General features: G+C 37.5%; 14 protein-coding genes and 1 pseudogene. 12 read left to right on the top strand and 3 right to left on the bottom strand.

Annotation, left to right across the window (positions count from 1 at the left end):
• Positions 1-695, top strand: a 695-nt coding sequence (locus V7147_RS17930) for a phosphotransferase family protein (RefSeq protein WP_335369197.1), incomplete at its 5' end; no start/stop codon positions are given.
• Here V7147_RS17930 and V7147_RS17925 read toward each other — a convergent pair.
• The gene (locus V7147_RS17925) at positions 690-968 is read right to left on the bottom strand and encodes a YtzH-like family protein (RefSeq protein WP_335369196.1); all 279 of its coding nucleotides are present in this window, start codon (positions 966-968) and stop codon (positions 690-692) included. The genes V7147_RS17930 and V7147_RS17925 overlap by 6 nt on opposite strands.
• A gap of 193 nt (positions 969-1161) precedes the next feature.
• On the opposite strand from V7147_RS17925, the pseudogene trmB reads away from it, so the two are divergent.
• Positions 1162-1799 (top strand): annotated as a pseudogene (gene trmB / locus V7147_RS17920) (tRNA (guanosine(46)-N7)-methyltransferase TrmB).
• Positions 1800-1900: 101 nt separating this feature from the next.
• Complete coding sequence (locus V7147_RS17915; protein ID WP_335369195.1) at positions 1901-2746, top strand: YtnP family quorum-quenching lactonase; 846 nt, start codon at positions 1901-1903, stop codon at positions 2744-2746.
• 41 nt (positions 2747-2787) lie between these two features.
• On the opposite strand, the gene V7147_RS17910 is transcribed toward V7147_RS17915, so the two are convergent.
• On the bottom strand, positions 2788-3096 hold the full coding sequence (locus V7147_RS17910; RefSeq protein ID WP_335369194.1) for a PepSY domain-containing protein: 309 nt from the start codon (positions 3094-3096) through the stop codon (positions 2788-2790).
• Between the two features lie 166 nt (positions 3097-3262).
• Between V7147_RS17910 and V7147_RS17905 the strand changes: the two genes are divergently transcribed.
• The 7 genes from V7147_RS17905 to murC all read left to right on the top strand — a co-directional run bounded on the left by V7147_RS17905 (position 3263) and on the right by murC (position 11482).
• Positions 3263-4336 (top strand): M42 family metallopeptidase, encoded by a 1074-nt coding sequence (locus V7147_RS17905; protein WP_335369193.1) that lies wholly within the window; start codon positions 3263-3265, stop codon positions 4334-4336.
• 68 nt (positions 4337-4404) lie between these two features.
• Positions 4405-4920 (top strand): DUF84 family protein, encoded by a 516-nt coding sequence (locus V7147_RS17900; protein WP_335369192.1) that lies wholly within the window; start codon positions 4405-4407, stop codon positions 4918-4920.
• A gap of 136 nt (positions 4921-5056) precedes the next feature.
• Positions 5057-5554, top strand: coding sequence for a hypothetical protein (locus tag V7147_RS17895; protein ID WP_335369191.1), 498 nt, complete (start codon positions 5057-5059; stop codon positions 5552-5554).
• A gap of 110 nt (positions 5555-5664) precedes the next feature.
• Complete coding sequence (locus V7147_RS17890; RefSeq protein ID WP_335369190.1) at positions 5665-5979, top strand: thioredoxin family protein; 315 nt, start codon at positions 5665-5667, stop codon at positions 5977-5979.
• Positions 5980-6031: 52 nt separating this feature from the next.
• On the top strand, positions 6032-6829 hold the full coding sequence (locus tag V7147_RS17885; RefSeq protein WP_335369200.1) for a DUF1444 domain-containing protein: 798 nt from the start codon (positions 6032-6034) through the stop codon (positions 6827-6829).
• A 298-nt stretch (positions 6830-7127) separates the two neighbouring features.
• Positions 7128-9707 carry a DNA translocase FtsK gene (locus V7147_RS17880; protein ID WP_335369189.1) on the top strand — a complete coding sequence of 860 codons (2580 nt, stop codon included), beginning with the start codon at positions 7128-7130 and terminating at the stop codon, positions 9705-9707.
• A gap of 476 nt (positions 9708-10183) precedes the next feature.
• Positions 10184-11482 carry a UDP-N-acetylmuramate--L-alanine ligase gene (murC, locus tag V7147_RS17875; RefSeq protein ID WP_335369188.1) on the top strand — a complete coding sequence of 433 codons (1299 nt, stop codon included), beginning with the start codon at positions 10184-10186 and terminating at the stop codon, positions 11480-11482.
• A 44-nt stretch (positions 11483-11526) separates the two neighbouring features.
• On the opposite strand, the gene V7147_RS17870 is transcribed toward murC, so the two are convergent.
• Positions 11527-12642, bottom strand: a complete 1116-nt coding sequence (locus V7147_RS17870; protein ID WP_335369187.1) for an aminopeptidase — start codon at positions 12640-12642, stop codon at positions 11527-11529.
• A 191-nt stretch (positions 12643-12833) separates the two neighbouring features.
• Between V7147_RS17870 and V7147_RS17865 the strand changes: the two genes are divergently transcribed.
• Together V7147_RS17865 and V7147_RS17860 are read left to right on the top strand one after the other, a co-directional pair.
• Complete coding sequence (locus tag V7147_RS17865; RefSeq protein ID WP_335369186.1) at positions 12834-13271, top strand: DUF948 domain-containing protein; 438 nt, start codon at positions 12834-12836, stop codon at positions 13269-13271.
• Positions 13272-13432: 161 nt separating this feature from the next.
• On the top strand, positions 13433-13566 hold a 134-nt coding region (locus V7147_RS17860), incomplete at its 3' end, for a YtxH domain-containing protein (protein ID WP_335369199.1).

The raw sequence follows: 13566 nt of genomic DNA, 5'->3' as shown, positions 1-13566 counted from the left end.
ATGATAAAAAAATATTTCTGAAACGAAATTCATCCCCATTTTTGGCCGTTCTTTCCGCTGAAGGTATCGTTCCAAAGCTAATTTGGACGAAACGTTTGGAAAATGGAGATGTTGTGACTGCACAACAATGGCTTAGTGGGAGAGAATTAAAGCCAGTTGACATGAATGGTGAAAATGTAGCAGGTTTACTAAAAAAAATTCACCGGTCAAATGAACTTTTAGAAATGCTAAGACGTATAGGAAAGAAGCCTATAGAAGCTAAAGATGTGTTGCAAGATATTGTCCGTAAATTACATCCTGATTTACTGAAAATTGAAATTGTTAACAAAGCAATCATGTTCTTGGAGCAGGAACAAGGCAATGTCAAAACAAACCATAACGTCGTTTGCCATTCAGATGTCAATCATAATAATTGGTTATTATCAGATGATGAAGAGCTCTACTTAATTGATTGGGATGGAGCAATGATTGCGGATCCTGCTGTTGATATTGGTATGCTTTTACATTGGTATATAAAAAAAGAAGACTGGCCAAAATGGATCAGTCTTTACGGAATGGAATTAACGGATAATTTACTTCTTCGTATGAAATGGTATGTGGTTGCACAATCACTAAATCTATTAGGATGGTATCAGTTAAAAAACAAGGATAAAGAAGTTCGTCATTGGCTGCAATATTTAGTGAAGCTGTTATGAGTATTGGTCAATATCGGATATCCACTGGCTAATTTGATTTTGATGCGATTCGATATGATTATCAAGCTTTTGGGTATATTGTCCTTGTTGACTATATGAATAGACATCGGTTAAAACCTGTTTTACACTCTGGTCAATATTCGGATTTGCAAGAAGAGATTGAATTAATCTCCCTAATTGCTCACATTCAGAAACGGTACCACAGCAATCCATTTGATGATTCGATAATATATCTTTTAAAATATCCATTTGGTGTGTATGATCTAGAGGCATTTTCGAACACTTCCTTTTTGATGTTGTCTATATACTACATTTCCATGAAACGGTCTTTTTTATACGATGTATAACTGGAAACTCACCAATTGGTGGGTTTCTTTATTGAAATGAATAATTGAATAGAAACCTTGCACGAATAGGAAGGACATGTTATTCTTTTGTGCGATACAAATTAAATGAGGTGGCAAACATGCGTTTACGCAATAAACCGTGGGCAAAGGATAAATTAGCGTCATACCCACATTACGTAATCGAAAATCCAGCTGAACATAAAGGAAACTTGAATCAAATTTTTGGAAATAATAATCCGATTCATATAGAAGTAGGTACTGGAAAAGGCAGATTTGTAACAGAAATGGCAAAAGNNATATTAACTATATTGGGATTGAAGTATATGAAAGTGTAATCGTCGCGGCTTTAGACCGTGTCATTGAGGCAGAAATTCCAAATATCAAATTATTAAATCAAAATGCAGTTAACCTTAGGGAATTTTTTGGAAAAGGTGAAATAGACAGGGTGTACCTTAATTTTAGTGATCCTTGGCCAAAGACTCGTCATGAAAAACGTCGCTTAACCTACAAAACATTTTTAAAAATGTATGAGGACATACTAGTGGAAAATGGAGAAATCCATTTTAAAACCGATAATCGTGGGTTATTCGAATTTTCCCTAAGAAGTTTTTCAGAATATGGTCTCCTTCTAACATTTGTAAGTCTTGACTTGCATAAATCCGATTTTGAAGGAAATATCATGACAGAATATGAAGAAAAGTTTTCCGAGATGGGGCATCCGATTTACCGCTCCGAGGTGCGATATCAAATTAAGTAATCTTACAATTCCCATGACCTTTGGTTATGGGGTTTTTGTTTTATAGATTTTCTTAATAATGATAAAATGAATGCATCCTAAACAAGAGGGGGAGGTAAAGAATGGAACAGCTTGCTATTGGTGATATTACACTTACTTGGCTTGATGGCGGAGTAACAAATTTAGACGGAGGGGCTATGTTTGGCGTTGTCCCTAAACCATTATGGTCAAGAAAATATCCACATAATGAAAATAATCAAATCGAGCTTAGAACAGATCCAATCTTTGTTAAAGCGGGCTCAAAAAATATATTAATCGAATCCGGAATTGGTAATGGGAAGCTAACTGATAAACTCATACGAAATTTTGGAGTTCTTGAGGAATCATCCATTGATCGTTCATTGGCACAACTAGGACTTTCAACGAGCGATATTGATATTGTCCTGATGACACATCTTCACTTTGATCATGCTTGTGGTCTTACAAAATGGGAGAATGGTAAATTGGTTCCTACCTTTGAGAACGCTGTTATATATACTTCTAATGTGGAATGGGAAGAAATGCGAAATCCAAATATCCGTTCAAAAGCGACATACTGGAAGGATAATTGGGAAGCAATTGAACATCAAGTAAAGACGTTCAGGGAAAAGCTTGATGTTGTCGAAGGAATTTCGATGGTACATACAGGTGGGCATAGTGATGGACATTCTATCATATTATTTGAAAGCAAAAATGAACGTGCAATTCATATGGCGGATATTATGCCAACCCATGCACATCAAAATGTACTATGGGTAATGGCATATGATGATTATCCAATGAAATCAATTGAACAAAAACAAAAATGGATGGGTGAAGGTCTCGAAAAAGAAGCGTGGTATGTTTTTTATCATGATGCCTATTATCGAGCTATTAAATGGAATCAGGCAGGAGAAGTGATTGATTCCCTGGAGAGAATTCGGGAATAAAAAAGCTCATAAGATAAGATAGTCTTATAAGCTAATGGACCCTATAAAGGGTTTACTTCTAGTATTGAACCTGTCTTTGCATCCATTACGAACTCATATTGGTGGCTTTCTTGATCTATTTTACGGGAAATGCCACCTTTGTATACTTGATACTGAATTCCCGACTTTGAGTAGTCTTCGGGGTTCATTTGAATCCATGACCCATCAATCGGGCCATTTTTTTTGAAAGCGTCTTTAGCTAATTTTAAGGCCCTGTCACCGGGAATCGTCGAATCACTTAGTGCCTCTTTTAAAAGAAGAGCACTTGCAAAACCGACACCAAAACCGAGTAAAAACTTATTCCAGCTCACCTAATCCCTCCTAAACGAACTTAATACCTACTACAAGTATAACTAGATTTTCTAAAATTCGCTATGATTGCTATGGTAACAAAAAAACAATTTCGATATACTAAATAATGTACATAAAAAGAACAAACTTATTAATGGCAGTTTTTATCTTGGAAGGAGAATGACATTGAAACAGGATACACTAGAACTATTTAAAACATTAACAGAGCTTCCTGGAGCTTCAGGAAACGAACACCAGGTAAGAAAGTTTATGCGCTCTGAGCTAGAAAAATACTCAGATGAGGTTGTACAAGATGGATTAGGTAGTATTTTTGGAGTGCGTCGCAGTGACACGAGTGGTCCAACTGTCATGGTTGCCGGCCATATGGATGAAGTTGGATTCTTAATAACTTCGATCACAGATAATGGAATGCTTCGTTTCCAGACACTTGGCGGCTGGTGGAGCCAAGTGCTCCTGGCACAACGTGTTCAAATTATTACAGATAATGGACCTGTTATCGGAGTAATCGGATCAATTCCTCCACATCTTTTAGAAGAAAGCCAACGCAATAAACCAATGGATATAAAGAATATGTTAATTGATATTGGCGCCGATGACCGTGAGGATGCGATCCGTATCGGAATTAAGCCTGGCCAGCAAGTTGTACCAATTTGTCCGTTTACACCGATGGCAAATGAAAAGAAAATCTTAGCCAAAGCATGGGATAACCGCTATGGCTGTGGTCTTTCTATCGAGTTACTTAAGGAATTACAAGGCACCCCACTACCGAATATTCTTTATTCTGGAGCAACTGTACAGGAAGAAGTTGGTTTAAGAGGGGCGCGAACTTCTGCCGCAATGATTAAACCGGATATTTTCTTTGCACTTGATGCAAGCCCAGCTAATGATATGTCTGGTGATAAAAATGCATTTGGAAAGCTTGGACACGGTGCATTACTTCGTATTTTTGACCGCACGATGATTACACATCGTGGCATGCGTGAATTTATTTTAGATACAGCAGAAACAAAAAACATCAAGTATCAATATTTTGTGTCTCAAGGTGGAACAGATGCTGGTCAAGTTCATCTTTCAAATGAAGGTGTGCCTTCAGCCGTTATTGGTATTTGTTCTCGTTATATTCATACACATGCTTCAATTATTCATGTTGACGATTATGCAGCTGCCAAAGAATTACTTGTTACTCTTGTAAAGTCATCTGACCGTACAACCGTAGAATCCATTCGTCAAAATGGGTAACACTAAATATAAAAATTAACGTGCTCGGCATTTGCCGAGCATTCATTTTGGTTATGAGGTGATTTTTAATGTTACAAATTGCAATAGGTACGAAAAATCCTACGAAAGTAGACGCAATCAAAAATGGATTTGATGGCATTGAAGCAAACTTTTTGCCTTCATCCGTATCTTCAGGTGTATCTGCCCAGCCTTTTTCAGATGAGGAAACCATTCGAGGGGCAATTAATCGAGCTAAATCTTCGCTCGAGCATGTTGGTGCTGACCTTGGGATTGGCCTTGAGGGTGGCGTTGTTGAAACTGAATTTGGCATGTTTTTATGTAATTGGGGTGCCATTGTTGACAAGAACAATGAGCCGATCATTGCAGGTGGAGCGAGAATCCCTCTTTCTGATGAAATTGCCAGGGAATTAAGAAATGGGATCGAGCTTGGAGACGTTATGGAGCAATTCACAAAGCAAAAAGACATACGCAGCAATGAAGGTGCAATCGGAATCTTTACGAATCACTATGTTAACCGGAAAGAAATGTTTACCCATGTTGTAAAACTACTAGTCGGCCAATATACATACAAGAAAAATGCATAAAATTTCCTAATTTAAAATGGTACTTATTTCTTATTGAATAAAATTAAAAGATTAGTGTTGCAACCTAGAATTTAATAGGTTTATTATAGAAAATAGAGAAATAGAGATAAAACTACCTTTTTAGGGGTGAGAGAATATGAAACGTGGAAAGGTCCTTTTTCTATCCTTACTATTGATAGTAGGACTTTTGTCAGGTTGCGCGTCAGTTGAAGACGAATCAAAGGAAACGGTTACATCCGTTGGAACTGTATTTAATGCCCAACCTGAAAAAACAAATAGTGAAAATGGAGAAGTATCCTTTTATTTACCATCTACTATGAAGATTGAAAAGAAGGATGAAAATAACATGATCCTTCAAAAAGGAGATCAAACCTTTATTTTATTTGTAAATCCAAATGAAGAAAGGACCAGTGATGTCGAGTATAAGGCAATCGATGCCAAGGAGTTTGCAGTCGACCAAACCTATACAGACAAAGAGCGATATGGATATGTAAAAGCATTTGAAATCAAGGACAAGCAATACCTTGTAACTGTTGGCATAGGCGGTATAAAAATGACAACAGAAGTGAAGCTTAGTGAGATGTCGGAAAGTGCTTCAGAGATGATGAAAATCGTTTCATCCGTTCAGTACTAAATTTAATTTAAGGTTCAATTCAAAGCCCCGCTACTTGCTAGGGGCTTTTATTTGTTTTTAAGAAGAGAATATATGATAATAAGTGCATACGGAATTTGGAGGTTATGAACATGAAAAAACTTGAACATATAGATCAATATCAAGAGATTATTCAAAACGGGAAGAACATTCTAATGTTTTCAGCAGATTGGTGTCCAGATTGCCGTTTCATCGACCCATTCTTACCTGAAATTGAAAGCTCCTACGCTGATTTCACATTTTATTATGTAGACCGCGATGAGTTTATCGATTTATGTTCGACTTTAAATGTTTTTGGTATTCCTAGCTTTGTGGCATATGAGAATGGAAAAGAAATGGGTCGCTTTGTAAGTAAAGACCGTAAAACGAAGGAAGAGATTGAAAAATTTATTCAGGGACTCTCTTAAGACAAAGAAAAGAGAGGAGATTGATTCTATGGACTCAAATAATAGCAAAAAAATGGACTCAAAAAAATTAAAGAAAATAATTCAAGATAAACTTGCCAAGCATAACTGGCATTTTTCCTATGATCACGAAAAGGATACATTACGTATTGAGGACAAGGAAACGAAAAAAGGAACGACAGTAACACTTCCTGGGATAGTTGCGAAATATCAGGAAGAAGGTTCAGGAAGTCTTGATGAAGTCATTTATTATATTGAAGAATCCTTGATAGTTATGAATAGTGAGTTAGTGCTTGATGGGAAGGAAAAAAATATTTTTCCTGTAATTCGCTCAACTTCGTTCCCAACCCAATCAAATGATGGAGAAGACTTGGTATACGATGACCATACCGCAGAAACAAGAATATATTATGCGCTCGATTTAGGAACAACCTACCGTTTAATTGATCAGAGACTGCTTGAAAAAGAGAATTGGAAATTTGAACGAATTCGCGAAATTGCCAGGTTCAATCTTCGTTCACTGGATGTTTCGTATAAAACGGATGAAGTTGCAGGAAATACCTTTTATTTTATCAATAAAAATGACGGGTATGATGCTAGCCGCATTTTGAATGACGCATTTTTACAAAAAATGAGCCAGCAAATGAAAGGAACAATGGCTGTAGCCGTGCCGCATCAGGATGTTCTGATTATAGTCGATATTCAAAATGAAACAGGCTATGACATACTTGCACAAATGGCAATGAGCTTTTTTGCAAGTGGACGAGTACCAATTACAGCATTATCATTTCTATATGAAGACGGTGAACTTGAGCCGATTTTTATACTTGGGAAAAATCGACCTAGAGAATAAAAATACTTTCCCAAAAGTCGCTAGGAAAACTAGCGGCTTTTTTGTTACAATAAAGTGAAACTACAATCAGTAGATTTTTCCACCTTAATGATTGTTAGTTGAGGCCCACACGGTGTGGGTCATGCAGACGTTGCCACAGGACGTGGCGTTCTTAGTCTTTGTACCTTTAATCGGGTTTTTACGGGCAAGTTATCCCTTCATCTTTCATTTGATTGCTTATACTAAAGCTTTGAGATTGGGATCTTACTGCCCGTTAATGCGGGATAAGGAATAGAATCAAAATGGAAGAGTGATAGTTGTGAATTGGATAAAAAGATTACTACATTTTTTTAAGGCGGACGATGATGATCCAATTGAAATAAAAACGACTCAAATCCGACAAAATAAACATATTGAAGCGATAGTTACCTATGAATACCCCAAGGGGAAATTTCGATTTCCAATCATTCCAGATCAGGAAATCACAAAAACAGAAAAAGTACAAACCGGGCGAACTCAGCAAAAAAGAACCTCACAACCAAAAAGGGATACAAACCCTAAACCAGTTGTTAAGTTACAAGAGAAACAACCTTTTCGCCCAACTGAAACGCCTTCCCCAGTATATGGTCTAAGTAAGCCAAAACCTCATGAAACTATAGAAACTATAGAAACTATAGAGTTTGAACTTCCTTCAACACCTATCACGGATACAGAATCAATTGCTAGGGCATGGAAAGAAGCACAGGAAGAAGTTGCTCCTACTATTCTACGAACGGAGCAAGTTGCACCTAAACTTCAGGTTGTTTCCGATGTAGAAAAACAGCAAAAGGTTGCTAGCTTTGCAGATCAGTTAATCAGGGAAGAAGAATTAGTTAAGGAAGATACCGTTTATAATGAGTCATCTGTCCAAGAACCTATAAGTGAGGAAATGCCAATTCAGGCTTCTGTTCAAGATTCTATAAGCGAGGAAGCGCCAATACAGGCTCCTACCCAAGAATCTCTAAGTGAGGAAACGCCAATACATGCTTCTACCACGGAAGTGCCTGAGGTTTCAATTGAACCGAAAGTGATAGTAGAAGATATAATACAAACTGAAAGTATGATAGAAGAACAACTAAAACCTGCCGATGAAATGGATAGTTTGGAATCTGAAGCGGGAATAAATGATGGATTCGTTGAAAAGGATGAGACACAGGATGAACAGATCCAGAAACAAGAACAGACTAATTCGGAACGAAGAAGGTCCAATATTCCTTTTAACGTATTAATGTTTAAAAAAGATAAACAAAAATTGTCACAAAAGGATACAAGACAGGATAGCGAACCAGTTCCTAAAGAGCCTATCGAATCTGATAGAAATCAAGAACAACCGCTCCTACAGGAAACGCCTGAACACCAGGAACAACCGAAACCACAAGAACGCCCAAAACAGCAGGAATTAGAAATGCATCCAGAGGACGAAGAGCTGTTCCTAGGATATTCGTTTCCAGAACTAACTTTTCTAAAGGCACCACCTGCTGAGCAGGAAGATGACAGTCAATGGCTTGAGGAACAGCGAAATATTTTGGATCAAACTCTACGAAATTTCAAAGTGGGTGCAAATGTCGTAAATGTTACACAGGGTCCGGCTGTTACTAGGTTTGAGGTACATCCTGAACCAGGAGTGAAGGTAAATAAAATTACTAATCTATCAGATGATATTAAATTAAGCTTGGCTGCCAAGGATATTCGTATTGAAGCACCAATTCCAGGAAAAAATACAATTGGAATTGAAGTGCCAAATAAAAAAAGCAAGCCTGTCCTTTTAAAGGAAATTATCCAAAGTTCAGAATTTTTATCGAATCAATCACCATTAACCGTGGCGATGGGGCTTGATATTTCGGGTAAGCCGATTGTAACGGATTTGCAAAAGATGCCACATGGATTAATCGCTGGTGCGACTGGTTCTGGAAAGAGTGTGTGTATCAATGCAATGCTTGTTAGTTTACTTTATAAGGCATCTCCGGATGATGTGAAGTTACTCTTAATTGATCCAAAAATGGTGGAGCTTGCGCCGTATAATCATATCCCCCATCTTGTGAGTCCTGTCATTACAGATGCAAAGGCCGCAACAGCAGCCCTTAAGTGGTCTGTTGAAGAAATGGAAAGAAGATATGAATTATTTGCCCATACGGGTGTTCGTGACATTGGCAGATACAATGAAATGGTGAAAAAGCATGATGAAAAAAGTGGAAAGCTTCCATATCTCGTCATTATCATTGATGAACTTGCTGATTTAATGATGGTGGCACCAGGGGAAGTGGAAGATTCAATCTGTCGAATTGCTCAGAAAGCAAGGGCATGCGGAATCCATTTGATTCTTGCAACGCAACGACCATCGGTTGATGTCATCACAGGATTAATAAAAGCAAATGTTCCAACTCGTATAGCATTTTCAGTATCATCACAGGTTGATTCTAGAACAATTATTGATTCAAGTGGGGCAGAAAAGCTGCTAGGTAGAGGTGATATGCTATTCCTTGAAAATGGTTCATCAAAGCCATTCCGTGTCCAAGGAAACTTTGTTTCTGATGATGAAATTGAAGCCGTTGTTGATTTTGTAAAAGCAGAAATGAAACCAAGCTATATGTTCGAGCAAGACGATCTTTTAAAGAAGGCTTCCATTTCAAATGATGAGGATGAGTTATTTTTAGAGGCATGTGAGTTTGTTTTAGAACATGGGGGAGCATCTACCTCAAGTGTACAAAGACGTTTTAGAATTGGATATAATCGTGCAGCTCGTCTCATTGATATGATGGAGGAACAGGGAATTATCTCCGAATCACGCGGTAGTAAACCTCGTGAGGTATTAATAACCGAAGAAGAGCTAGCAGATATTACCTTTATTCAGCAGAACTAAAACCCCTGCTGAATAAAGGTAAAGCCTCCGGCGGATGCCACAGATTTTTAAAGGAAATTTTTCGAGCTTAGGATCAAANNCTGGGCGCAAATACGCTGGGGCGTATTTGATTGAGGGCCGATAACTTTTGTTATCGGCTTTTTGCTTTTAGTTAAAAAGACCCTAAACATCGATATAAGTTATACAAAAATCAATGTAGCAAAAGGTTATTTCTACGGTTCTCCGTTCATAATAAGGATAACTCATCCCAAACCGATACTTTCTTAATGGGACTTACTACTTAATTTCAACGGATTTCTAGTCATTTTTCCTAATGGTCTTCACCAATGATTAGTGCTATAATGAAAAAATGTGAGATGATTGTATATATACATAAAATTCATTAGCACCAATCTCAGAAATCATGGGTACAATTATCAAATCTAGATGAATTTCATATACTGTCTTACAGATAGACATTGTTGGAGGTTCTTTATATGACAGTTTACCACTTCGTTGGAATCAAAGGTACTGGCATGAGTTCATTGGCACAAATACTTCATGATATGAATTATGAAGTTCAAGGGTCTGACCATGAAAAATTTTATTTCACACAAAAGCCCTTAGAGGTACGAGGAATAAAAATATTGCCCTTTGATAAGGACAATATTCATGAAGGTCTGACGGTTATTGCCGGGAATGCCTATCCTGATACTCATGAAGAAATAGTAAAAGCGAATGAAATGGGGCTACCTGTTATTCGATATCACCGTTTCTTAGGTGAATTTATGACAAAATATACGAGCGTTGCTGTAACAGGCTCCCATGGAAAAACTTCGACGACGGGCTTACTTGCACATGTCCTGCAAGGAGCAGAGCCTACTTCTTATTTAATCGGTGATGGAACTGGGGTAGGATCGGAGAATAATAAAAACTTTGTGTTTGAAGCATGTGAATACAGACGGCATTTCTTAAGCTATCATCCTGACTATTGCGTTATGACCAATATTGACTTTGATCATCCGGATTATTTCGCAAATGTTGAAGATGTATTTCATGCCTTTCAAGAAATGGCACTTCAGGTGAAAAAGGGAATTATTGCGTGTGGGGATGACGAGTATCTTCAAAGTATCCAGGCAAAGGTTCCTGTAGTTTTCTATGGCTTTGGTGAAGAAAATGATTTCCAGGCACGTAATATTAAAAAAAGCACGGAAGGTACGACTTTTGATGTGTTTGTACGTAATACCTTTTTTGCAACTTTTTCAATCCATGGATATGGAAATCACAATGTGCTAAATGCTTTAGGTGTGATTACACTTTGCCATTATGAAAATATTGATGTGTCCATTATTCAAGACCGTTTATTGAGCTTCCAGGGTGTGAAACGCAGATTTTCTGAGAAGCGGGTTGGAAACCAAATCTTAATAGATGATTATGCACACCATCCAACAGAAATCAATGCAACGATTGAGGCAGCTCGGCAAAAATACCCTGACAGGGAAATAGTGGCGATTTTCCAACCACATACATTTACAAGAACACAGACATTTTTAGATGACTTTGCTGCAAGCTTGGAAAAAGCGGATCAAGTATATCTTTGTGATATTTTTGGCTCAGCTCGTGAAAATAAAGGGGAACTTTCCATCGTTGACTTACAAGGTAAAATCCCAGGGGCTGAATTAATTAAGGAAGACAATACTTCTATACTTAAACAACATGAGAACGGCGTTTTGATCTTTATGGGAGCAGGCGATATCCAAAAATTTCAGGATGCTTATGAAAAGGCGCTTGTTTAAACGACTTAAAAGGACCTTGCGATGATGTGCAAGGTCCTTTTAAATTATTTTAGATTTTCAGGATTTAATGGTTCGAGTTCAGGGATGACGAAACGGCCATCTTTACGGATCAGTACATCATCAAAATACATTTCTCCACCGCCATATTCAGGACGTTGGATATTGACCATATCCCAGTGGATATTTGAGTTATTACCGTTATAGGCATCCTCATAGGCTTGTCCAGGTGTGAAGTGGAAACTACCATCGATTTTTTCATCAAATAAAATGTCTTGCATTGGATGTTGGATAAATGGATTTACTCCAATTGCAAACTCACCGATATAACGTGCACCTTCATCCGTATCAAGTATCTTATTGATACGTTCTGTATCGTTCGAGGACGCCTCTACAATTTTTCCATCCTTAAAAGTAAGTGACACATTTTCAAACGTAAAGCCTTGATATGGTGATGGTGTATTATAGGTTAAGGTACCATTGACTGAATCACGAACAGGTGCAGTATATACCTCACCATCTGGAATGTTCATTTCACCAGCACATTTGATTGCCTTGATTCCCTTAATTGAGAAAGAAAGGTCAGTACCTGGGCCAGTTAGTCGAACTTTATCTGTCTTGTCCATAAGTTCAACAAGAGAATCCATTGCATTGCTCATTTTACCGTAGTCTAGATTACATACATTGAAATAAAAATCTTCAAATGCTTCTGTGCTCATTTTTGCAAGCTGAGCCATTGAAGAATTAGGATAACGAAGAACTACCCATTTGGTCTTTGGAACACGAATTTCACGATGCACCTTTTTACCAACTGTATTTCCTTCAATCTTCATTTTATCATCTGGTATATCTGCAAATTCATTAATGTTATCGCCAGAACGTAAACCGATATAAGCATCCATCTTACCCATAACTTTAGCTTCAAAATCTGCTTTCATCTCAAATTGTTTTTCCTGTGCTCCAAGTAATAAGGCGCGGTCAACTTGATGGTCCTTTAATGATACAAATGGATACCCACCTGCTTTATATGCTTCATTAATTAATGCAATCACTAGTTCACGCTGCAAACCAAAGTTTTCAATGAGTACTTTTTCACCTTCCTTGAGGCGTACAGAATAATTAATTAAATTTCGAGCGAGTGTTTCGATACGTGGATCTTTCATGACTTTTTGCCTCCATATCCTATTTGCTTATGTACAATCTTATTGTAACCTAATCAAAGAAAATTGTTTACTAATTACATAGGACGAAATTTTGTGAAGGAATTCAAAGGAAAATGTCGAAAGTAAAACTATGGGGTTTATGATTAATAATGAAAAAAACGGGTAAGAAAGATATAAGGAGGTGCACCAGGATGATTCTTATCGTATACATCAGCGTTGCAGTCATTGCAGTGGCATTTTTAATTTTAGTTATTTATCTCTCAAGAACACTTCGTTCACTTCAAATAACATTGGATAATGTAGCGGGAACTTTATCTGGATTGGAAAAACAGATGGAGGGTGTTACAAATGAAACGACAGCACTGTTGCATAAAACAAATAAGCTTGCAGAAGATATTCAGCAGAAGTCCGAAAGTTTGAATACGGTTGTTGACGCTGTTAAGGGTGTCGGAACTTCATTACAACGCTTTAATAAATCAGTAGGGAATGTGACAGAAGAGGTTGCTGTACAATTGGAGAAAAACAAAACCAAAATCTCACAGGTTGTTCAAGTAGGAAATGCTGTAATAGAGATTTGGGATAAATGGAAAGATAAGAAACAAAAGCATGACAATCATATTTCGAATTAAAAAAAGTGATCAAAAAGGAGGATGAAAAGGACCAAGAAGTTCAAGGCGGCGCAGTTTTGAGTAGCGGAGCGTATGCAGTTAATACGTNNGCCAACGAAGAAATTCGACGTGTCATTTTTATCCGGACTTTTTTGACATCCAATTAAAGGAAGGGGATTATAATGGGAAAAAATAGTGGTTCAAATTTCGTTCTTGGAACAATTATTGGTGCAGCGGTTGGTGCTGCAACGGCGCTTTTCCTAGCACCGAAAACTGGTCAGGATTTACGCAGACAGATTAATGACCAAGCCTCTGT

This window comes from Bacillus sp. JJ1521, assembly GCF_036965165.1.
Taxonomy (GTDB): Bacteria; Bacillota; Bacilli; order Bacillales; family Bacillaceae_L; genus Ferdinandcohnia.
The sequence above is the reverse complement of the archived record's forward strand: the minus strand, read 5'-3'. Positions and strand labels throughout refer to the sequence as shown.